The organism is Streptomyces malaysiense (assembly GCF_000980885.2).
GTDB lineage: Bacteria > Actinomycetota > Actinomycetes > Streptomycetales > Streptomycetaceae > Streptomyces > Streptomyces malaysiense.
On sequence record NZ_LBDA02000105.1, the window covers coordinates 13,706 to 35,413 of the forward strand.

General features: G+C 72.7%; 19 protein-coding genes. 12 read left to right on the plus strand and 7 right to left on the minus strand.

Features of this window, described 5'->3' with window-relative positions; all coding sequences use genetic code 11:
- Window positions 1-85: 85 nt before the first annotated feature.
- A complete protein-coding gene (locus tag VT52_RS32455; RefSeq protein ID WP_046425179.1) occupies window positions 86-1,837 on the minus strand; it encodes a TIGR03767 family metallophosphoesterase in 1,752 nt (583 codons plus the stop codon).
- 506 nt (window positions 1,838-2,343) lie between these two features.
- Between VT52_RS32455 and VT52_RS32460 the strand changes: the two genes are divergently transcribed.
- Entirely contained in the window at window positions 2,344-3,363 is a 1,020-nt protein-coding gene (locus VT52_RS32460) for an aspartate-semialdehyde dehydrogenase (protein ID WP_046425181.1), read from the plus strand.
- 64 nt (window positions 3,364-3,427) lie between these two features.
- Here the strand turns inward: VT52_RS32460 and pepN are convergent, their stop codons facing one another.
- Window positions 3,428-5,998, minus strand: a complete 2,571-nt coding sequence (pepN, locus tag VT52_RS32465) for an aminopeptidase N (protein WP_046425183.1) — start codon at window positions 5,996-5,998, stop codon at window positions 3,428-3,430.
- 112 nt (window positions 5,999-6,110) lie between these two features.
- Here pepN and VT52_RS32470 point away from each other — a divergent pair, with 112 nt between their 5' ends.
- Window positions 6,111-6,581 carry a DUF1203 domain-containing protein gene (locus VT52_RS32470; RefSeq protein ID WP_046425185.1) on the plus strand — a complete coding sequence of 157 codons (471 nt, stop codon included), beginning with the start codon at window positions 6,111-6,113 and terminating at the stop codon, window positions 6,579-6,581.
- 150 nt (window positions 6,582-6,731) lie between these two features.
- Here the strand turns inward: VT52_RS32470 and VT52_RS32475 are convergent, their stop codons facing one another.
- Window positions 6,732-8,231 (minus strand): FAD-dependent monooxygenase, encoded by a 1,500-nt coding sequence (locus tag VT52_RS32475; RefSeq protein WP_046425188.1) that lies wholly within the window; start codon window positions 8,229-8,231, stop codon window positions 6,732-6,734.
- Window positions 8,232-8,361: 130 nt separating this feature from the next.
- Here VT52_RS32475 and VT52_RS32480 point away from each other — a divergent pair, with 130 nt between their 5' ends.
- Window positions 8,362-8,937, plus strand: coding sequence for a TetR/AcrR family transcriptional regulator (locus VT52_RS32480; RefSeq protein WP_046425190.1), 576 nt, complete (start codon window positions 8,362-8,364; stop codon window positions 8,935-8,937).
- A gap of 88 nt (window positions 8,938-9,025) precedes the next feature.
- Window positions 9,026-9,463, plus strand: coding sequence for a cytidine deaminase family protein (locus VT52_RS32485; protein WP_046425193.1), 438 nt, complete (start codon window positions 9,026-9,028; stop codon window positions 9,461-9,463).
- 136 nt (window positions 9,464-9,599) lie between these two features.
- Here VT52_RS32485 and VT52_RS32490 read toward each other — a convergent pair whose 3' ends face one another.
- From VT52_RS32490 to VT52_RS32505, 4 genes are all read right to left on the minus strand, one after another.
- A complete protein-coding gene (locus VT52_RS32490) occupies window positions 9,600-9,881 on the minus strand; it encodes a hypothetical protein (protein WP_046425195.1) in 282 nt (93 codons plus the stop codon).
- 58 nt (window positions 9,882-9,939) lie between these two features.
- The gene (gene malQ / locus VT52_RS32495; protein ID WP_046425197.1) at window positions 9,940-12,063 is read right to left on the minus strand and encodes a 4-alpha-glucanotransferase; all 2,124 of its coding nucleotides are present in this window, start codon (window positions 12,061-12,063) and stop codon (window positions 9,940-9,942) included.
- Window positions 12,064-12,351 (minus strand): hypothetical protein, encoded by a 288-nt coding sequence (locus tag VT52_RS32500; protein ID WP_046425200.1) that lies wholly within the window; start codon window positions 12,349-12,351, stop codon window positions 12,064-12,066.
- A 174-nt stretch (window positions 12,352-12,525) separates the two neighbouring features.
- A complete protein-coding gene (locus VT52_RS32505) occupies window positions 12,526-13,062 on the minus strand; it encodes an HNH endonuclease (RefSeq protein ID WP_046425202.1) in 537 nt (178 codons plus the stop codon).
- A 349-nt stretch (window positions 13,063-13,411) separates the two neighbouring features.
- Here VT52_RS32505 and VT52_RS32510 point away from each other — a divergent pair, with 349 nt between their 5' ends.
- The 8 genes from VT52_RS32510 (at window position 13,412) to VT52_RS32540 (ending at window position 21,554) form a co-directional block, all read left to right on the plus strand.
- Window positions 13,412-14,497 carry a mechanosensitive ion channel family protein gene (locus VT52_RS32510; RefSeq protein ID WP_107481513.1) on the plus strand — a complete coding sequence of 362 codons (1,086 nt, stop codon included), beginning with the start codon at window positions 13,412-13,414 and terminating at the stop codon, window positions 14,495-14,497.
- A 55-nt stretch (window positions 14,498-14,552) separates the two neighbouring features.
- Window positions 14,553-14,693 carry a hypothetical protein gene (locus VT52_RS38295; protein ID WP_167377763.1) on the plus strand — a complete coding sequence of 47 codons (141 nt, stop codon included), beginning with the start codon at window positions 14,553-14,555 and terminating at the stop codon, window positions 14,691-14,693.
- Between the two features lie 74 nt (window positions 14,694-14,767).
- Entirely contained in the window at window positions 14,768-15,979 is a 1,212-nt protein-coding gene (locus VT52_RS32515) for an ROK family transcriptional regulator (protein ID WP_046425206.1), read from the plus strand.
- Between the two features lie 131 nt (window positions 15,980-16,110).
- Window positions 16,111-17,463 carry an ABC transporter substrate-binding protein gene (locus VT52_RS32520; protein ID WP_167377764.1) on the plus strand — a complete coding sequence of 451 codons (1,353 nt, stop codon included), beginning with the start codon at window positions 16,111-16,113 and terminating at the stop codon, window positions 17,461-17,463.
- Window positions 17,464-17,466: 3 nt separating this feature from the next.
- Complete coding sequence (locus tag VT52_RS32525; protein ID WP_046425207.1) at window positions 17,467-18,414, plus strand: carbohydrate ABC transporter permease; 948 nt, start codon at window positions 17,467-17,469, stop codon at window positions 18,412-18,414.
- Window positions 18,411-19,304: a carbohydrate ABC transporter permease gene (locus VT52_RS32530; protein WP_046425210.1), complete on the plus strand. Its 894-nt coding sequence runs from the start codon at window positions 18,411-18,413 to the stop codon at window positions 19,302-19,304. Before VT52_RS32525 ends, VT52_RS32530 begins: the two co-directional genes overlap by 4 nt.
- Window positions 19,305-19,311: 7 nt before the next feature.
- Window positions 19,312-20,577, plus strand: coding sequence for a 6-phospho-beta-glucosidase (locus tag VT52_RS32535; protein ID WP_046425211.1), 1,266 nt, complete (start codon window positions 19,312-19,314; stop codon window positions 20,575-20,577).
- Window positions 20,568-21,554 carry an N-acetylglucosamine kinase gene (locus VT52_RS32540; protein WP_046425213.1) on the plus strand — a complete coding sequence of 329 codons (987 nt, stop codon included), beginning with the start codon at window positions 20,568-20,570 and terminating at the stop codon, window positions 21,552-21,554. Before VT52_RS32535 ends, VT52_RS32540 begins: the two co-directional genes overlap by 10 nt.
- The last annotated feature ends 154 nt before the right edge of the window (window positions 21,555-21,708 follow it).

A 21,708-nucleotide genomic window follows, 5' to 3' on the forward strand; every position in this document is an offset into this window, starting at 1 on the left:
CGTGTCCCCCGTCCGGCCCCGCCTGTGGTGTGCGGTCGGGGGAAGAGGCCCGTTCGGCCTGCCCCGTGTCGGCCCGGCGGTCGCGTCAGCCCTTCTTGAGCACCAGTTCCGCGTTGCGGTCGGCCGAGGTGCCCGCCAGGTTCGTCTTCGCGCCGGGGGCGTTGAAGGCCAACTCGCGGTAGAGGGAGGCCAGTCCGGTCTGGGAGAAGTCGGTGAAGTCGGTGCGGGCCGGGGCGGCGGACTCGATCAGGGTGGTGAACAGGGAGATCGTGCCGTCCTTGTTGTCGACCAGCTCGATGATGCGGGCGAGGTGCGGATGGTCGATGTGCGACGCGGTGGAGATCTCCCAGAACGAGCCGCCCGCGCTGTTGCGGTGCGGGGTGATCTCGTTCTCGTGCTTGTGCCCGTTGACCCAGGCCAGCACGTTGGCGTGCCGGCACAGCAGCGTGACCAGCTCGGCGCCGGTGTGCCGCGTCTCGCCGGGGCGGCCCGGGTCGGGGCGGGTGTTGGTCATCGAGTCGCTGGTGTGGTGGCTGAAGACGATCACGTAGGAGCCCTTGTTGCCCTGGAGCGTCCTCTCCAGCCACTTCAGCTGGGCGGTCCCGACGGACCCCTGGTAGTGGCCGCCCGCGTCGGTGGTGTCCAGGCTGATGCCGATGACGTCCCCGGCGATCCGGAAGGCGTAGTACTGGGTGCCCGCGTGGAGGTTCGCGAGGGAGTAGCCGTGGCCCACCGGACCGTGGCCCCGGTGGGCGAGGTCCAGGTGGGCCCTGAGGTACTCGGCCGGGGTGTACATGGCGCGCGACTCGTCCGCCGTGACCGAACGCATGCCGCGCGCGTGGGACTTGAGGAAGTCCCGGTAGCCGGCGCCCTTGGGGTCCCGGCCGCCCCAGATGGAGTCCTGGAGCTTCTTGGCGTCGGCGGCGCTCACGCTGAACAGCTTCTTGCCGCCGACCGCGGCCTCGGCGAGGTAGGGGTCGCCGTGGGCGCCGTAGATGCCGAGCGGGAGGGCGTCGTGGTTGCCGACGGTGGAGTACCAGGGCAGGTTCAGACCGGGGCTGCGCACCTCGCGGGTCGCGGCGGCGAGGAAGCCGTCCAGGTGCGGGAAGCCGAGCGCCTTGTCACCGTCCCCGGCGGTGGACTCGGGCTGCCAGTACAGGGACAGTCCGCTGTTCTGCACGCCCTCGTAGCGTCCCGGGTCGCCGGTGTCGGGGGTGATGCGGCCGCCGCTCATCACCTTCATGAACCAGTCCAGTTCGCAGCGGGCGTTGTTGTCGGTGTTGTCGCCGGTGGCCATCACGAACTGGAGCGGGGCGCCGGTGGCCGGGGCGCCACGCAGCGCGTTGACCCGCTCCACCAGCGAGACGGCGCCGGGCACGGTGAGCGCCTCCTGTGGCCGCCAGACGTCCTTGCGGGAGGCGCGCAGGTACTCCAGGCGCAGCGGGTGCTGCACGTCCTGGAGGTGCAGGTCGGTGAACTGCACGAACGCGGCGAGGGCGTGCCGGCGCTTGTCGCGGCCGACCTTGGGCTTGGCCAGCTCGGTTCTCACCACGCGGTGCCAGCCGGGGCCGTCGGCCAGGCGCCGGTAGCCGGAGCCGTGCGGGGTGGAGACGGTCGCGAGGGTGGTGCCCGTGGGGACGGGGGCGAGCGGTGCGGCGGCGGCCGGCCGGGACCGGACGACCGGAGTCCGCCCGGTGGCGGCGGTGGCGGCCTCGCTGTCGGTGGGGCGCAGGGCGAATCCGACGCCCGCGGCGAGCGAGACGGCCGCGGCGGCGGTGAGGGCGGTACGGCGGTCGACCCCCGCGGTGGAGGTGGCGGCAGAGCGTAGGCGCGACATGATGCGATCTCCCCGAGTGCGAACGCGTCGGCAGTGGCCGCGGGCCGTCACGGACGCGAACGTCCCGCTTGCTATGGACCCTTGGCAACGGGGATGGCGTCCACACGAACGTCACGGCAACAAGCGGCGCCGATCACCGTACGTGGATCTGCGGCCCCTCGCCCGGCCACGGACTCGTCCGCGCCCCGCAGGGGACTGGTCGCCCTCCGTTCAACTATTCGGGTACGGGTGCCTTCCCGGCCCAGGGGCGCGCCGTCCGCCCGGACGTGCGGAGTGGGTGGGCGGGCGGCAGAGGCGTACGTCACATCGTCGTATGAGCGCGATCCGTATGGGCAGGGGCGGGGCGAGGGGACGCCGTGGAACCCGGAACCGTCCCCGCGGCCGATGGTGTCCCACCCCTCGGGCACATGTCGCAAAGAATTGGACACGTGGACCGGGGTCGGCCGCATGATGGAAACGCCCCGGTCATCCTGGGGCCAGGCAGGAATCGGACAAAGGGAGTCGCCGTGAGGGTCGGAATCGTCGGAGCCACCGGTCAGGTCGGCACGGTCATGCGCAGGATCCTCGTGGAGCGGAACTTCCCGGTCACGCAGCTGCGCCTGTTCGCCTCGGCCCGCTCGGCCGGGACGGTGCTGGACGGCGTGACGGTGGAGGACGCGGCGACCGCCGACTACTCGGGCCTCGACATCGTGCTCTTCTCCGCGGGCGGCGCGACCTCCAAGGCGCTGGCCGAAAAGGTCGCCTCGCAGGGCGCCGTGGTGATCGACAACTCCTCGGCGTGGCGCCGGGACCCCGAGGTGCCGCTGGTCGTCGCCGAGGTGAACCCGCACGCGATCGCCGACCGCCCCAAGGGCATCATCGCCAACCCGAACTGCACCACCATGGCCGCGATGCCCGTCCTCAAGCCGCTGCACGAGGAGGCGGGCCTGCAGGCGCTGATCGTCGCGACGTACCAGGCGGTGTCCGGATCCGGGCTCGCGGGCGTGGCGGAGCTGCACGGCCAGGTGCAGAAGGTCGCCGCCGACGCCGACAAGCTGACCCACGACGGCGCGGCGGTCGACTTCCCCGAGCCGGCCGTGTACAAGCGCCCCATCGCCTTCAACGTGCTCCCGCTGGCCGGCTCCGTCGTGGACGACGGTCTGAACGAGACCGACGAGGAGCAGAAGCTGCGCAACGAGTCCCGCAAGATCCTGGAGATCCCCGGGCTGAAGGTCTCCGGCACCTGTGTGCGCGTACCGGTCTTCTCCGGTCACTCCCTCCAGATCAACGCCCGCTTCGCCCGCCCGATCTCCCCGGAGCGCGCCACCGAGCTGCTCGCGAAGGCCCCGGGCGTCGCCCTCTCCGACATCCCGACCCCGCTCCAGGCGGCCGGCCAGGACCCGTCGTACGTCGGCCGCATCCGCGGCGACGAGACGGTGGACAACGGGCTCGCGCTGTTCGTCTCCAACGACAACCTCCGCAAGGGCGCCGCGCTGAACGCGGTGCAGCTCGCGGAGCTGGTGGCCGCGGAGCTGTCCGCCAAGTAACCCTCGACGCGGAAGGGGTGCCCGGCGAGTCGCCGGGCACCCCTTCCCTCGTCTCGTGCCGGTGCTACTTCGCGGCGCTGTCCGCGGCCTGGGCCTTCAGCGCGCGCTCGATGCCCGCGCGGGACTCGGAGACCAGGCGGCGCAGGGCCGCGCCCGGCTCGGCCGAGGCCAGCCAGGCGTCCGTGCGGTCCAGGATCTCGCCGGAGATCTGGAGGGACGGGTAGAGGCCGACGGCGATCTGCTGGGCGATCTCGTGCGAACGCGAGTCCCAGGCGTCCTTGACGATCTCGAAGTACCGCTCGGCGTACGGCGCCAGCAGCTCGCGCTGGTCCGTCTGCACGAAGCCGCCGATCACGGCCTCCTGCACCGCGTTGGGCAGCTTGTCGGAGTCGACCACCGAGGACCATGCCTCCGCCTTCGCCTCCTCGGTCGGCCGGGCCGCGCGGGCGGTGGCCGCGTGCCGCTCACCGGCGGCGGTCTTGTCCCGCTCGTACTCGCCGGCGATCTCCGCCTCGTCGTACCGGCCGACGGCCGCGAGGCGCTCCACGAACGCCCAGCGCAGCTCCGTGTCCACGGCCAGGCCCTCGATGGTCTGGGAGCCGTCCAGCAGGGCCTCCAGGAGGTCGAGCTGCTCGGGGGTGCGGGCGGTCGCCGCGAAGGCCCGCGCCCAGGCCAGCTGGTGGTCGCTGCCCGCCTCGGCCGCGCGCAGGTGCGCGAGCGTGGCGTCGGTCCAGCGGGTGAGCAGGGGCTCACGGGCGGCCGGGTCGGCGTACAGGTCGACGGCCAGCTTCACCTGGCGGTGCAGCGACTGCACGACGCCGATGTCGGACTCCTTGCCGATGCCGGACAGCACCAGCGAGAGGTAGTCGCGGGTGGCCAGCTCGGCGTCCCGCGTCATGTCCCAGGCGGAGGCCCAGCACAGGGCGCGCGGCAGGGACGCCTCGAAGTCGCCGAGGTGCTCGGTGACGAACGCGAGGGACTGCTCGTCCAGGCGGACCTTGGCGTACGACAGGTCGTCGTCGTTGAGCAGGATCACGGCCGGGCGCGTCCTGCCGGTCAGCTGCGGTACGGCGGTCAGCTCGCCGTCGACGTCCAGCTCGACGCGCTCGGTGCGGACCAGCTTGCCGGCCGCGTCGAGGTCGTACAGGCCGATCGCGATGCGGTGCGGGCGCAGGGTCGGCTCGCCCTGGGCGCCGGCGGGCAGCGCGGGGGCCTCCTGGCGCACGGCGAAGGAGGTGATGGCCCCGGCCGCGTCCGTGGTGACCTCGGGCCGCAGGACGTTGATCCCGGCGGTCTCCAGCCACTTCTTCGACCAGGTCTTCAGGTCGCGGCCGGAGGTCTCCTCCAGGGCGCCGAGCAGGTCGGACAGGCGGGTGTTGCCGAACGCGTGCCGCTTGAAGTACGCCTGCACGCCCTTGAAGAACTCGTCCTCGCCGACGTACGCCACCAGCTGCTTGAGGACGGAGGCGCCCTTGGCGTAGGTGATGCCGTCGAAGTTGACGAGGACGTCGTCCAGGTCGCGGATGTCCGCCATGATCGGGTGCGTGGAGGGCAGCTGGTCCTGCCGGTACGCCCAGGTCTTCATGGAGTTGGCGAACGTGGTCCACGAGTGCGGCCAGCGCGAGCCGGGGGCGGCGGCCTGGCAGGCGATGGAGGTGTAGGTGGCGAACGACTCGTTCAGCCACAGGTCGTTCCACCACTCCATGGTGACCAGGTCGCCGAACCACATGTGGGCCAGCTCGTGCAGCAGCGTCTCCGCGCGCAGCTCGTACGCCGCGTCGGTCACCTTGGACCGGAAGACGTACTGGTCACGGATGGTGACCGCGCCGGCGTTCTCCATGGCGCCCGCGTTGAACTCGGGCACGAACAGCTGGTCGTACTTCTCGAAGGGGTACGCGCAGTCGAACTTCTCCTGGAACCAGTCGAAGCCCTGGCGGGTGACCTCGAAGATCGCGTCCGAGTCGAGGAACTCGGCGAGCGAGGGCCGGCAGTAGATGCCGAGCGGCACGCTCTGGCCGTCCTTCTCGTAGGCGCTGTGCACGGAGTGGTACGGGCCGACGATCAGCGCGGTGATGTACGACGAGATGCGCGGCGTCGGGGCGAACGTCCAGACGTTGTCCCGCGGCTCGGGGGTCGGCGAGTTCGACACCACCGTCCAGCCCTCGGGCGCCGTCACGGTGAACTGGAAGGTGGCCTTCAGGTCCGGCTGCTCGAAGGAGGCGAAGACGCGGCGCGCGTCCGGGACCTCGAACTGGGTGTACAGGTACGCCTGCTCGTCGACCGGGTCGACGAACCGGTGCAGACCCTCACCGGTGTTGGTGTACGCGCAGTCGGCCACGACCCGCAGGACGTTGCGGCCCTCCAGCAGGCCGGGCAGCGTGATCCGCGAGTCCGCGAACACCTCGGCCGGCTCCAGCCGGTCGCCGTTGAGCACGATCTCGTGGACGGCCGGGGCCACCAGATCGATGAAGGACTCCGCCCCGGTACGGGCGACGTCGAAGCGCACCGTGGTCACGGACCTGTAGGTACCGCCCTCCTGCGCGCCGGAGAGGTCGAGATCGATCTCGTACGAGTCAACGTTGAGCAGCTCAGCCCGCTGCCGCGCCTCTTCGCGAGTCAGGTTTGTGCCAGGCACGCGGTCATCTCCTCGTTATGTGTGGGTTGCGCCATCCTTCCATGCCGTCCGGCGGGAAAGCGATGTCCGTATGCCGCCGGTGACGCGGGCCGCGCCGCCGGAAGGTGGACTCATGACGACGTACACCGTGTGTCCCGTTCCTTCCGGCACCCTCGCCGCCCTGCTCACCGAGGACGACGCGGGGGCGCCCGCGGTCCCGTGCACCGACGCGGAGGGCGGTGCCCCACTGCGCTGCTGCCTGCGCCGCAGCGCGCCCGGGGAGCGCATCGCCCTGGTCTCGTACGCGCCTCTGCGCCGCTGGGCGGCGGAAACCGGCGCCCGCCCCGGCGCGTACGACGAGCGGGGGCCGGTCTTCGTCCACGCGGCCGGCTGCCCCGGCTGGTCCGGCCCGCGACTGCCCCTCACCGACGCCCACCGGGTCCTGCGCCGGTACTCGGCGCAGGGGCGCATCCTCGGCGGGGAGCTGGTGGGCGAGGACTTCCCGGCGGCCCTCGCAAGGGCGTTCAGCGATCCGGAGGTGGCGTCGGTCCATGTGCGGGCGGTGGAGTACGGATGCTTCCTGTACGAGGTACGGCGGGGCTGACCGGCCGGGCGTACGGCATCGCTCCCACCGGCCTCCGATCAGGACGCGGGGATGCCGCAGCCACTGTCGCGCACCTCGACACGGAGCGGGGACCCGTCGGCGATGACCGACAGCCGGGTGACCGGGCGGTGACTCCGGCCCGTGTCTCTCTTAGCCGAGCCGGCGGGCGGGGGCCGGGCCCAGGTAGGTGGTCAGGACGGAGCGCAGCGCTCCCGGGGCGGGGATCGCGTCCGAGGCCCAGGCCGCGTAGCCGTCGGGGCGGACCAGGAGGGTGGTGCGGCGGGGGCTCGCCCAGTGGGCCGTGGTCAGGCGGTCGGGGCGGGCCGGGGCCGGCGGGGGCTCGTGGTCCGGGGTGATCAGGACGAACCGGCCCTCGCGCAGTGCCTCGTGGAGGCGGGTGCCGCCGGCGAGGCGGACGTCGGGCACGCGGGTGCCGGTGAGCGGGTGGGCGCCACGGGGCGCGGGATAGCGGTAGCCGATGCCGGTGATCTGGGCGGTGACCTTGCGGCGGGCGGGGCCGAGGGTGTTCAGGAGCCCGGTGAGCGCGGCGCGGGCGGCCCGGCTCCAGGGGTGCCTGACCGTCGCCAGCCGTACGATCCCGCCGCTGCTGCGCAGGACCGACCTGCCGACGGGGTGCCGTTCGGCCTGGTAGGTGTCGAGCAGGTCGGCGTCCGCGTGCCCGGCGAGGACGGAGGCCAGCTTCCAGCCGAGGTTGGCCGCGTCCTGGAGGCCGGTGTTCATGCCCTGCCCGCCGGCCGGGGTGTGCACGTGCGCGGCGTCCCCGGCGAGGAACACCCGCCCGGCCCGGTACGCCGGCGCCTGCCGTTCGTCGCTGTGGAAGCGGGACATCCAGCGGGCGTCGTGCATCCCGTAGTCACGGCCGAGCGCGCGCCGGGTGATCTCCTTGATCTCGGCCAGGTCCAGCGGCTCGGTGTCCGGCACATCGCGGCCGCGGTGCCAGCCGATCACCCGGTGGTACCCGTCCCCGAACGGCGCGAGGAACGCGAACGCGTCACCCACCGCGTCGACCGTGAGCAGTCCCTCGGGCTGCTCGGCCAGCCTGACGTCGGCGAGGACGACGGACCTGATCGCCGACTTCCCGGGGAACGGCAGCCCGACCGCGTCGCGCACCGCGCTGCGCATGCCGTCCGCGCCGACCAGGTACGCGGCCCGCAGCGTCCGGGTGCGGCCGTCCGGGCCGCGGGTCTCGACCGTCACCCCGTCCGTGTCCTGGACGAGCCCGGTCATCTCGGTGTCGTACCGGAACTCGGCCCCCGCCTCGACGGCCCGCCGCGCCAGCGCCTTCTCGACCTCGTACTGCGGGAGGACGAGGAGGTGGTTGAAGCGGGAGGGGAGATCGGTGAGGTCGATGGCGAGGCGGCCGAAGAGGCGCAGCCGGTCGAGGGCGCGGCCGGCGGCCTCCAGTTCGTCGGCCAGTCCGCGGGCGTCGAGCTGTTCGAGGGTGCGGGCGTGCAGGACGAAGGCACGGGAGAGGTTGCTGAGCTTCCGGGGGCGCTTCTCCAGCACGGTGACCGGGATGCCGGCGGTGGCGAGATCACCGGCGAGGAGGAGGCCGGTGGGGCCGGAGCCGACGACGACGACCCGCGCGGGGGTGAGGGGGGCGGCGGCAATGTCCGTGGTGCCGGTCATGGTGGCCTCCTGTGGGTGCCAGCGCTCGTTGGTCAACACATGTTGGCCAACGTCCGTTGACAACGGTAGTGCGGGGCCGACGAGAGGTCAACACTTGTTGGCCTACACGTGTTGGCCTACGCTCGTCGGCGTGACCGAAAAGCGCCCGTCCCCGCCCCGCCGCTCCGACGCCACCCGCACCGCCATCCTCACCGCCGCCCGCGAACGCTTCGCCGCCGACGGCTACGACCGGGCCACCATCCGCGCCATCGCCAAGGACGCGGGGATCGACCCGTCGATGGTGATGCGCTACTTCGGCAGCAAGGAGGGACTGTTCGCCGCGGCCGTCGACGTCGATCTGCGGCTGCCGGACCTCGCCCCCGTGCCGCGTGAGGAGGCCGGCCGCGCCCTGGTGGGCCACTTCCTCGACCTGTGGGAGGGGAACGAGCAGTTGCGGGCCATGCTCCGGGTGGGCGCCACCAGCCAGGCCGGGGCCGAGCGGATGCGGAACGTCTTCCGCGACCAGCTGCTCCCCGTGGCCCGGCAGGTGTGCCCCGACCCCGAGCAGGTCCCGGCCCGCGCGGCCCTCTGCGCCGCCCAGCTCCTCGGCCTGGCGCTCACCCGCTTCGTCCTTCAGATGCCCGCCGCGCAGGCGCTGACCAGGGAGGAACTGCTGGCCTGGACGGGGCCGACGGTGCAGCGGTACCTGACCGCCCCGAACCCGTGAACCACGGGGCCGCCCCCGGCGCGGCCCGGGGGCGGGCCGCCCGGAAACAGGATGCGGTGCGCCGCCCGCCGGGAGAGACTCACTGCCCGTGAGCACCAGCGACGGCACCGACGACACCGACCGCACCGCCCCTGACGACGATCTCGCGCTCGTGGCCGCCGCCCGCCGCGTCGCCGAGGAGTACGCGCGGCCCGACCTCCATACCGTGGCGGCGGCCGCGCGCACCCGCGACGGCGGGATCGTGACGGCCGTGAACGTCTACCACTTCACCGGCGGCCCCTGCGCCGAGCTGGTCGTGATCGGCGCCGCCGCGGGGCAGGGGGCGTACGAGCTGACCGCGATGGTCGCCGTACGCTCGCGCGACCTGGCGGTGATCCCGCCCTGCGGCCGGTGCCGGCAGGTCCTGATCGACTACTTCCCCGCCATCGACGTCCTGGTCAGGCCGGACGGGCAGCGGCTGACCCGGCTGCCCGTCGCCGAGCTGCTCCCGGGCGCCTTCAGCCGATCGGCACCGCCGCCGTCGTAGCGCGTCCGCCGCGGAGGACGCGGCGGACGCGGCGGACGCGCGAAACGCCGAGGGCGCCGACCTCACCCGGGTACGGCGAACGCGCGTACCGACGGGAGGACAGGCGCCCCCGGCGTAGGAACCGGTGAACCGGCGATCAGGCCTTGGCCTGGGCGTCGGGCTTGACGTCGATGTTGGACGAGGGGGTCTTGCCCTTGCCACCGGACTTGTCGAGCGCCATCACCAGACCGGCGATGACCCCGAAGAGGACCAGCGGGAGCAGCACGTACAGACCCAGCGTCTGGGCGACGCTCAGGCCCGGACCGGGGTCGTCGCCGTCGTCGCGGATCAGCGCGAGCGCAGGGGACGACATGAGCAGCATCATCAGCGTCGTACCGGCGCCCAGGGTGCCGGCGCGCAGGGCGTTCTTCTTGTCCACGATCTCAAGTTAGCGAATCACCCGGAAGGACGCGCGCCCGGGGTACGGTAGCGGCTCCTCACCCGCCCCTGAGCTGGGCGAACACCTCCAGGAGCGCACGCGACCGCGGAGCGGCCGTCAATTCCTCCAGGGTCACCGCCCTGCCCGCGCGGTCCGCGATCGGCAACCGCCAGTTGGGGTATTCGGCACAGGTGCCCGGCAGGTTCTGCGGTCGGCGGTCGCCCACGCAGTCCGGGAGCCAGACGCCGATCAGCCGGGCCGGGGTGCGCAGCAGGAACCGGTGGACGGCGCGGACCTCCGCCTCCTCGGCGGTGCCGGGCGGCCCGGTGGCCGTGCTGTCCAGCAGGGCGAGGCTGCTCAGCAGGGCCAGCCACTCGGCGGCGTCGGCGACCGCCTCGGCGCGTTCCTCGGCGGCGGGACGGGTGAGCAGGCCGAGCCGGTCACGCAGTTCGACGTGGTCGGCGGTGAGGCGGGCGGCGGTGGGCGGCAGGTCGTGGGTGGTGGCGGTGGCGAGGCAGTCGGCCCGCCAGCGTTCGGGGGGCAGCGGGCGGCCGTCGCCGGTCCAGTCGCGCTCGAACCAGAGCACGGAGGTGCCGAGGAGGCCGCGCCGCTGCAGGGTCTCGCGGACACCCGGCGCCACGGTGCCGAGGTCCTCGCCGATGACCACGGACCCGGCGCGCCCGGCCTCCAGGGCGAGGACGGCGAGCATGGCCTCGGCGTCGTAGTGGACGTACGTGCCCTCGGTGGGCGGGCTGCCCTCAGGGATCCACCAGAGCCGGAACAGGCCCATGACGTGGTCGATGCGCAGGGCGCCCGCGTAGCGGAACAGGGCGCGCAGGAGCTCGCGGTAGGGGGCGTATCCGCAGGCGGCGAGGCGGTCGGGGCGCCAGGGCGGCAGGCCCCAGTCCTGGCCGCGCGCGTTGAAGGCGTCCGGGGGCGCGCCGACGGACATGCCGGCGGCGAAGACGTCCTGCTGGGCCCAGGAGTCGGCGCCCGCGGGATGCACGCCGACGGCGAGGTCGTGCACGATCCCGACCGGCATCCCGGCCTCCCTCGCGACGCGCTGCGCGGCCCGCAGCTGTCCGTCGGTGAGCCAGGCGAGGCGGGTGTGGAAGGCGACGCGGTCGGCGAGTTCCTCGCGGGCGCGGGCGGTCGCCTCGGAGCGGGGGTCGCGCAGGCCGTCGGGCCAGGTGGTCCAGTCGGGGCCGTGGGTCTCGGCGAGGGCGTAGTACGTGGCGTGGTCGTCGAGGGCCTGTCCGTGGGCGGTGCAAAAGGCGTCGTAGGCGGCCCGGCGGCCGGGGCCGAGGGGGACGGCGAGGACCGTCTCCAGGGCCTCCCGCTTGAGTTCCCACACCGCGTCGCGGTCGACGAGGGCGCCCTTGCCGAGCACGGCGTCGCGCAGTCGCGCGGCCCGTTCCAGGAGGTGGCCGAGCCGCTCGCGGTCCTCGGCGTACGCGTACTCGGGGACGTCCTCGACCCGCAGGTGCACGGGGTCGGGGAAGCGCCGGGAGGAGGGCCGGTACGGCGACGGGTCCGTGGGCGCGCCGGGCACCGCCGAGTGCAACGGGTTGACCTGCACGAACCCGGCCCCGGCGACCCTCCCGGCCCAGCCCGCCAGCTCGGCGAGGTCCCCGAGGTCGCCCATCCCCCAGGAGCGGCGGGAGAGCAGCGAGTACAGCTGGACGAGGAGTCCGTACGAGCGTCGGGGCGGCGCGGGCAGGCGGTCGGGGGCGACGACGAGGTGGGCGTGACCGGTCCGGCCGTCGGGGGCGACGGCGGTGACCCGGTGAACGCCGAGGGGGAGCCCGGCGACGAGGGGTGCGCTCGCGTGGTACGGCTCCCGCGCGTGTTCCTCGCCCGCCTCGCGGTCCTCCCCCTGTTCCGTCTCGACGCGCACCCGGGTGCCGGGCGGCAGGGCGGCGAGGGCGGCGGGGTCCTGGGTGTCGCCGGCCCAGTGCACGACGGTCGGGGGCAGCAGGCGCCCGCGCAGCGCGCTCTCCCGGTCGGCGAGCGCGGCGCGGACCGCTTCGGGGGTGGCGGCGTCGACGCCGAGCGCGTGCAGGGCGGCGACGACCGCGGAGTCGGGGACGGTGACCGTACGGTCCGGGGCGGGGCGGTAGGAGACGGCGACCCCGTGCAGCTCGGCGAGCCGGGACAGCTCGCCCGCGCGCGCCCCCGTCATCTACGACCCCGCCGCGTAGGCGTCCGACTCGCTCGTGAGGGCGCTGGTGTCGGCGAGCGGCGGCTCGCTGGTCAGGGGCTCGGCCGCGGGCAGCGGCGGCTCACTGGTGAGCGGCGCCGTGGTGGCGGCGGCCTCCGCGTTGAACGCGTACAGCCTGATCTCTCCGGTCTCGGTCGACTCGATCGACTCGATGGTCTCGGCGGACGTCTCCGCCAGGGGTTTGCGCACGCTCGCGGCCCGGCGGTGTTTCCACTGGGCCGGGATCTGGGTTCGGGCAGGTGCGGGCACGGGGGGCTCCTTGTCGCTCATGGCCGGTCAGGGCAGGCCTACCCAGTGAGAGCGATGGCAGACGTCCCCGATCGGCGGAGCTGCGTCACGTCTTCGACACGGCCCCGGACACGCTCCCCGCCCCGCGTCCCGTCCTCCCGGTCGGGGCGCGGGGATGTGCGAAGGCCCGGGTCGTCAGGCGGAGATGCCGTCGATCCGGGCCATGGCGTCGTCCGCGCCGTACGGCTGCAGGTAGGGCAGCCAGCGCGGGTCCCTATGGCCGGTGCCGATGATGCGCCAGGCCAGACCGGTGGGCGGGGCTGGTTTGTGGTGCAGGCGCCAGCCCAGTTCGACGAGGTGGCGGTCGGCCTTCACGTGGTTGCAGCGGCGGCAGGAGGCCACCACGTTGTCCCAGACGTGCTTGCCCCCGCGACTGCGCGGGATGACGTGGTCGACGCTGGTTGCGACGCCACCGCAGTACATGCACCGGCCCCCGTCGCGTGCGAAGAGCGCACGGCGGGTGAGCGGAACGGGCCCTCGGTAGGGGACCCGGACGAATCGCTTGAGCCGGACCACGCTGGGTGCGGGGACTGTGACGGTCGCGCTGTGCATGAAGGCGCCGGATTCCTCCAGGGAGACTGCCTTGTTCTCCAGGACGAGGATGAGCGCGCGGCGGAGCGGTACGACACCGAGCGGCTCGTACGACGCGTTGAGGACCAGGACATGCGGCACGGGTGCCTCCTTGGGCGTCGGCGGCGCGTGGCTCGCGCCGGGACGATCTGCAGCCAGTCTCCCCTCATGCCTGGTGGCGGCGCCACCATGTCCCGGTAACGGGCTGAGAGTGTTTTCGACCACAGGTGATACATCCCCCGGATCACGGCCTGTTCAAGCCGGGGTGAGCCGTGTCTCTCCTGTGTCCCTCCTTGGCGGATCAGCGTGGGGCACGCACAATGCCCCGTTAGTGTGGTGGTGCTGGCCGTCCGGTGACCTTTTCGTGACCTCGCAGATCCCGCCCGCCCCACCGGTACGGACCGTGCAGCACCTGGAGGTACCTGCCGTGTCGTCCTTGCCCGTGGTCCTGATGGCCGCCGGTGCGTCGCCTTCCCCGTCGCCGTCGGATACGGCGCCCGCGGTGCCGTCGCTCCAGGACGCCCAGGATGGGGCGACGAGCGCGGCGAGCTGGGTCGAGCAGAACTGGTCGACGTGGCTCGCCATGGGGCTTCAGATCCTGCTGATCATCGTCGTGGCGGTCGCCCTGCGGTCGGTGGTGCGGCGCGCGATCACCAAGCTGATAGAGCGGATGGGCCGGACCGCGCAGGCCGTGAACGGCACCGCGCTGGGCGGGCTGCTGGTCAACGCGGAACGGCGGCGGCAGCGGTCGGCGGCGATAGGGTCCGTGCTGCGCTCGGTGGCGAGCTTCCTGATCCTCGGCACGGCGGCACTGATGGTGCTGTCCACCTTCAAGATCAACCTGGCCCCGCTGCTGGCGTCCGCCGGTGTCGCCGGTGTCGCGATCGGTTTCGGCGCGCGGAACCTCGTCACGGACTTCCTGTCCGGCGTCTTCATGATCCTGGAGGACCAGTACGGCGTCGGTGACGTGATCGACGCGGGCGTGGCCACCGGCGAGGTGATCGAGGTCGGTCTGCGCGTGACGAAGCTGCGCGGTCCCAACGGGGCGATCTGGTACATCCGCAACGGCGAGGTCAAGCGGATCGGCAACCTGTCCCAGGGCTGGGCGACGGCCGGGGTCGACGTGACCGTCGGTTCCGGCGAGGACCTGGACAAGGTCAAGGCGACGCTGGACGAGGTCGCCGAGAAGATGAGCAAGGAAGAGCCCTGGAACGAGCTGCTGTGGGGCCCGGTCGAGGTCCTCGGCCTGGACTCCGTGCTCATCGACTCCATGGTGGTCCGCGTCTCCGCCAAGACCATGCCCGGCAAGTCCGTCACCGTCGAGCGCGAACTGCGCTGGCGCATCAAGCGCGCCTTCGACGCGGCGTCCATCCGCACCGTGGGCGGCGCGACGGCGGTCGAGGACGCGGAGGACCTCCCCGACCCCACCGCCGCGGTCGCCGCCCCCTCCGCCTTCTCCAACACCGACTCCCCACAGTCGATGGCGGCGACTCCGATCACGACGCAGCGGACGGTTCCGCCGAAGAGGCAGACGTAGAAGAACTAGACGTGCAGAAGCAGAAGCAGCGGAACGGTTCAGTACACCGGTTCGAGTGAAGGGGCATCCCGGCGCGGTGGCGCCGGGGTGCCCCTTCGCCGTCGTCGCCGTCGCGCCGGTGCGCGCCCCCGAGATCCCCGAGATCCCCGAGATCCCCGAGATAACGACTCCGCTCCGCACGGCTCCCGCGTATTGACGCCCCCCGCGCGCCGGGCTTACGTTCGGCCTCAATAGGAAAGTTTCCTAACAGTGAGGCAGGTGTCGAGACCCATGGCAGGAACGGCCGGTACGCCGGGGACCCCGCGCGTGCTGCGCGCGATGAACGACCGCGCCGCGCTGGATCTGCTGCTGGAGCACGGGCCGTTGTCCCGGACCCGGATCGGGAACCTGACCGGGCTGTCCAAGCCCACCGCCTCCCAGCTGCTGGCCCGGCTCGAAGCCGCGGGGCTGGTCCGGGTCACCGGGACCAGCGAGGGCCGGCCGGGGCCCGGCGCCCAGCTGTACGCGGTCGACCCCGGTGCCGCCTACGCCGCCGGGCTCGACGTCGCCCCGGACCGCATCCGCGCCGCCGTCGCCGACGTCACGGGCCGCACGGTCGGCCGGTACGAGCTGCCCACCCCCGGCAGTAGGCCCGCACGGTCCGTCGTAGGGCAGGTCACCGACGCCCTCGACGGCGCGGTGAAGGCCGCCGGACTGGCCCGCGGCGAGGTGCACCGGGTCGTCATCGGCACGCCCGGCGCGTTCGACCCGAACACCGGGCGGCTGCGCTACGCCTCGCACCTGCCCGGCTGGCACTCCCCCGCACTGCTCGACGAACTCGCCGCCGCGCTGCCGATGCCCGTCGAGTACGAGAACGACGTCAATCTCGTCGCCGTCGCCGAACAGCGCCTCGGCGCGGCCCGCGGCCACGGGGACTTCGTGCTGCTGTGGAACGAGGAGGGACTCGGCGCCGCCCTCGTCCTCGGCGGCCGGCTGCACCGCGGCTGGACCGGCGGCGCCGGCGAGGTCGGCTTCCTGCCGGTGCCGGGCACGCCCCTGGTGCGCCACGTGACCCGGGCCAACAGCGGCGGCTACCAGGAGCTGGCCGGCGCCCAGGAACTGCCGAAGCTGGCCCGTGAACTCGGTGTCCCGGACGTGCCGTCGGGGCCCTACACGGAGGTGGCCCCGGAGCTGCTGGCCCGTGCCGCGGACCACGCGGGCGGGGCGCACCGGGAGCTGCTCCAGGCGTACGCCACCCGTCTCGCCACCGGTCTCGCCGCGCTCGTCTCGGTCCTCGACCCCGAACTCGTCGTCCTCAGCGGCTCCGCCCTGACCGCCGGCGGCGAGGTGCTGCGGGCCCTGATCCAGGCCGAGCTGGCGGAGCTGGCGGCGGCCCGGCCCCGGCTCGTCCTCGGCGACGTCCGCGAACACCCCGTTCTGCGCGGCGCGCTGGAGAGCGCGCTCGCCACCACCCGGGACGAGGTCTTCGACACCTCGCGCTGACCGGCCTCCAGGGAACACCGCCACGCCCCGAGGCGAGCCCCCGCAACAAGCCACCGGAACACCGCCGCACCCCGAGTACCGCCCGCACCGCGCCCTCCCCACCCCGACCCGACCGTCCTGGGAGATCTGCCATGCCCACCGCAGCACCCGGAGTCAGCAAAGCCACCCACAACGCCGCCCTCGCCCTCACCGCCTCCGCCGTGCTGCTGGCCGCCGGCTGCACCGGGCAGTCCGGCGGGGGCGCCGCGGACGACCCCGCCAAGGACACCACGATCAACTTCTGGCACGCCTGGAGCGCACCGGACGAGGTCCGGGCGGTCAGGTCGCTGGTCGCCGGGTTCGAGAAGACGCACCCCGGCATTCATGTGCACATCGTCGGCAACATGACCGACGACAAGATCAACCAGGCGCTGCGCGCGGGCGGCGACGGCGCCCCGGACGTGGTCTCCTCCTTCACCACCAACAACGTGGGCAAGTTCTGCTCCTCGGGCGCGCTGATCGACCTCGACCCCTTCCTGCAGAAGGCGGGCATCGATCCCGCGCGGACCTTCCCGAAGGCCATGAACGAGTACACCCGGTTCGACGGCGACCGCTGCACCGTGCCGCTGCTCGGGGACGCGTACGGGCTGTACTACGACAAGACGGCGTTCGCGAAGGCCGGGATCGACCATCCCCCCAAGACCTGGAGCGAGTTCGAGGCCGACGCCAAGAGGCTGACCGTGCCGGACGGGGACTCGTACAAGCAGCTCGGGTTCATGCCGGACTACCACGGCTGGGAGACCACCACCGAGCACTACCTGGCCCAGTTCTCGCCGGTCTACTTCGGCAAGGACGGCAAGTCGGACGTCGCCCGGGACCCCGCCTTCGAGGCGGGGTTCACGCTCCAGAAGCGGCTCGTGGACGAACTCGGCGGATTCCGGCGGCTGGAGAGGTTCCGCGCCACCCTCGGCGACGAATGGGGAGCCGAACACCCCTTCCACACCGGCCAGGTGGCCATGCAGCTGGACGGCGAGTGGCGGCTCGGGATGGCCGAGCGGACCAAGCCGAGGTTCGGGATAGGCGTCGCCCCGCTGCCCGTACCGGACGACCAGAAGGACCAGTACGGCAAGGGCTACATCACCGGCACCATCACCGGCATCGCCGCCACCAGCCGCAAGCAGAACGCGGCATGGGAGTTCGTCGAGTACATCAGCACGGACACGGACGCCGTGGTCGGCTTCGCCAACGACATCCACAACGTGCCGTCCACCCTCGCCGCCCTCAGGTCCCCGAAGCTGAGGTACGACCCACGCTTCAAGACCTTCCTGGACATCGCCGCCGACCCCGACTCCACCACCACCCCGGCCTCCCCCGACGGCGGCCAGTACCTGGTGACGCTCCAGCAGTTGGGCTACGACTACGAGAGCGGCAGGGTCACGGATCTGGCGGCCGGGCTGCGGAAGGCCGCCGCGCAGATCGACACGGACATCGCGCAGGCGAAGTAGCCGATGAGCACGCTCACCCTGGCCGCCAAGCGCCGCCGGTCGGCCCTTCGCACCCTCGCCTTCCTGTCGCCGTGGCTGATCGGCTTCGCGGTGTTCTTCGCGTACCCGCTGATCTCGACGGTCTACTTCTCCTTCATGCACTACGACGGCTTCCGGCCGCCCACCTGGAGCGGCGGGAGGAACTGGGCCTACGTCCTCGCGCACTACCCGCTGTTCTGGCCCGCGCTGCGCAACACCCTGTGGCTGGTCGTGGTGATGGTGACGCTGCGCGTGGCCTTCGGGCTCGGCATCGGGATGCTCATCACGAGGATCAAGACGGGTACGGGCGTCTTCCGCACCCTGTTCTACCTGCCCTGCCTCGCCCCGCCGGTCGCGGCCACCATGGCCTTCGCGTTCCTGCTCAACCCCGGTACCGGGCCGGTCGATTCGCTCCTGGACAGGGCGGGGCTCCCGGCGCCGGGCTGGTTCGACGACCCCGGCTGGTCCAAGCCGGCGCTGACCCTGCTCGCGCTGTGGGGCATCGGCGACCTCATGGTGATCTTCATGGCCGCGCTGCTCGACGTGCCGAGGGAGCAGTACGAGGCGGCCGAGCTGGACGGCGCCTCCGCCTGGCAGCGGTTCCGGTACGTGACGCTGCCGAACATCTCCCCCATCGTGATGTTCGCCGTCGTCACCGGTGTGATCCAGGCCATGCAGTACTACACGGAGCCGCTGGTCGCGGGAAAGGTCGCCTCCGGGGTGATCCAGGGCGCGGGCGCCCAGTTCGAGCCCGGCTACCCGGACAAGTCCACGCTCACCCTGCCCCAGCTCGTCTACAACCTCGGCTTCCAGCGCTTCGACTACGGCTCCGCGTGCGTCGTCGCCCTCGTGCTCCTCGTCCTCTCCACGGCGTGCACCGCGCTCCTGATGCGGCGCCGGGGCGGCCTGATCCAGGCAGGTGACCGACCATGACCCGAGTGCCGCCCGGACCAGCCGAGCCGGCACCGGTGTCCTCGCCCGCGAGGCGCGCCGCCCGCCGCGGGGAGCTGCTCCAGTGGATCGCGGTGCACTCCCTCGGCGTCGCCGCCGCGCTCTTCTTCGCCCTGCCCTTCGTGTTCGTGCTGCTGACCTCGCTGATGAGCGACAGCCAGGCACTGAGCCGCGACCTGGTCCCGCGCACCTGGGAATGGGGCAACTACCGCCAGATCCTCGACACGCCAGGCTTCCTCACCTGGTGGCGCAACACACTGGTCTACGCCGGCCTCGGCACCGCACTGACCGTGGTGTCCTCGGTCCCGGTGGCGTACGCGCTGGCCAAGTTCCGTTTCCGGGGCCGCGGTGCGGCCCTGATGCTGGTGATCTCGACGATGATGCTGCCCCCGCAGGTCGTCGTCGTCCCGATGTACCTCTTCTGGGCGAAACAGCTGGGCCTGTCCGGGACGCTGTGGCCGCTGATCATCCCGATGGCGTTCGGCGACGCGTTCTCCGTCTTCCTGCTGCGCCAGTTCCTGACGACGATCCCGGACGAGTACGTGGACGCCGCCAGGGTGGACGGCTGCGGCGATCTGCGCACCCTGGTGCGGGTCGTGCTGCCGATGGCGAAGCCCGGCATCGCCGCCGTGGCCCTCTTCCAGTTCTTCAACGCCTGGAACGACTACTTCGGCCCCCAGATCTACGCCTCCGAGAACCCCGGTGCCTGGACGCTGAGTTACGGCCTGGAGTCCTTCAAGGGCGCGCACCACACCGACTGGAACCTCACCATGGCCGCGACGGTGCTGGTCATGGCCCCCGTGATCGCCGTGTTCTTCTTCGCCCAGAAGGCATTCGTCGAAGGCGTCACGCTCACCGGAGTGAAGGGTTGATCTCTGTATGAAACTCACCGTGGTCGGCGGCGGCTCGACCTACACCCCCGAACTCGTCGACGGCTTCGCCCGGCTCCGGGACACCCTGCCCGTCGAGGAACTGGTGCTGGTGGACCCGGACGCCGAACGCCTGGAGCTGGTGGGCGGGCTGGCCCGGCGGATCTTCGCCAGGCAGGGGCACGGCGGCCGGATCGTGACCACCGCCGACCTGGACGCGGGCATCGACGGCGCCGACGCCGTGCTGCTCCAGCTGCGCGTCGGCGGCCAGGCGGCCCGGCGGCAGGACGAGACCTGGCCGCTCGAGTGCGGCTGCGTCGGCCAGGAGACCACCGGTGCGGGCGGCCTCGCCAAGGCGCTGCGCACCGTACCGGTCGTGCTCGACATCGCCGAGCGGGTCCGGCGCCGCAACCCGCGCGCCTGGATCATCGACTTCACCAACCCGGTGGGCATCGTCACCCGCGCCCTGCTGCACGCCGGGCACCGGGCGGTCGGCCTGTGCAACGTGGCGATCGGCCTCCAGCGCAAGTTCGCCGGCCGCCTCGGGGTGCCCCCGCGGGACGTGCACCTCGCGCACGTGGGGCTCAACCACCTCACCTGGGAGACCGCCGTTCGGCTCGGCGGCCCCGAGGGCGAGGACGTGCTGCCCCGGCTGCTCGCCGAGCACGGCGACGCCATCGCCGACGACCTGCGCCTGCCGCGCGCCGTCCTCGACCGTCTCGGCGTCATCCCCTCGTACTACCTGCGCTACTTCTACGCCCACGACGAGGTCGTACGGGAGCTGCGCACCAAACCCTCGCGGGCCGAGGAAGTGGCCCGGATGGAGCGCGAGTTGCTGGCGATGTACGGCGACCCGGCCCTGGACGAGAAGCCGGCGCTGCTCGCCGAGCGGGGCGGGGCCTACTACTCGGAGGCCGCGGTGGACCTGGCGGCGGCGCTGCTCGGCGGCGGGGGCAGCCCGTACCAGGTGGTGAACACGCTCAACAGGGGCACATTGCCGTTCCTCGCCGAAGACGCGGTGATCGAGGTGCAGGCGGCGGTCGGCCCGACCGGCCCCCTGCCACTGCCGGTGCCGGAGGTGGACCCGCTGTACGCGGGCCTGATCGCGAACGTGACGGCGTACGAGGAGCTGGCCCTGGAGGCGGCGCTGCGCGGCGGCCGGAACCGGGTCTTCCGCGCCCTGCTCGCCCACCCGCTGATCGGTCGGTACGACCATGCCGAGACCCTGACCGGCCGGCTGATCGCACACAACCGGGAGTATCTCGCGTGGGCCTGACCTCGAACGACACCGCGAGCGTGCTCGCCATCGACGCGGGCAACAGCAAGACCGACGTGGCCGTGGTCAGTGCGGCGGGCGAGGTGCTGGCCACGGCGCGCGGCGGGGGCTTCCGGCCGCCGGCCGTCGGCGTGCCGGCGGCCTTCGACACGCTCGCCGACCCGGTACGGCGGGCGCTGGCTCAGGCGGGCCTCGACCGTGCCACCCGTGTCTCCGCGTGCCTGGCCAACGCCGACCTGCCCGTGGAGGAGGAGCGGCTGGCGGCCGCCCTGCACGCACGCGGATGGGGCGGGGCGGTGGAGGTGCGCAACGACACCTTCGCGGTCCTGCGCGCGGGCGTGACCGGGCCCCGGGGCGTGGCGGTGGTCTGCGGGGCGGGCATCAACTGCGTGGGGATGCGGCCCGACGGCCGTACCGCGCGCTTCCCTGCGGTCGGCCGGATCTCCGGTGACTGGGGCGGTGGCTGGGGCCTCGCGGAGGAGGCGCTGTGGTTCGCGGCGCGGGCGGCGGACGGCCGGGGCGAGGAGACGGCGCTCGCGCGCACCCTGCCCGCCCACTTCGGGCTGTCCTCCATGTACGCGCTGATCGAGGCCCTGCACCTGGAGCACCTGGCGCCCGAGCGGCGGGGCGAGCTGGCCCCGGTGCTGTTCGCCACGGCGGCCGGCGGCGATCCGGTGGCCCGCGCGATCGTGGACCGGCTCGCGGACGAGGTGACGGTGCTGGCCACGGTCGCGCTCACCCGCCTGGAACTGCTGGACGAGCAGGTACCGGTGCTGCTCGGCGGCAGCGTGCTGACCGCCGGGCACGCTCAGCTGGACGACGGCGTCCGCGCACGGCTGGCGGCGCGCGCCCCCAAGGCCGCCGTGCACGTCGTCAGCGCGCGTCCGGTGCTCGGCGCCGTCCTCCTCGGACTGGACCGTCTCGGGGTCGCGGCAGGGGCGCTGGAGCGGGCGCGAAGGTACTGGGAGACGTCCTGAACTTCCCCTGTGGAGAAACGGTTTCCTCTGGTCGCGCCACGACCCGGCCCGGCCCGGCCCGAGGAACCGAACACCTGCTCCCGGCGTATATAAGAGACAGCGCACACTGGGATCCACACAAGATCCAGTGAAGGCCGGTGCGGAATGTCGTTCC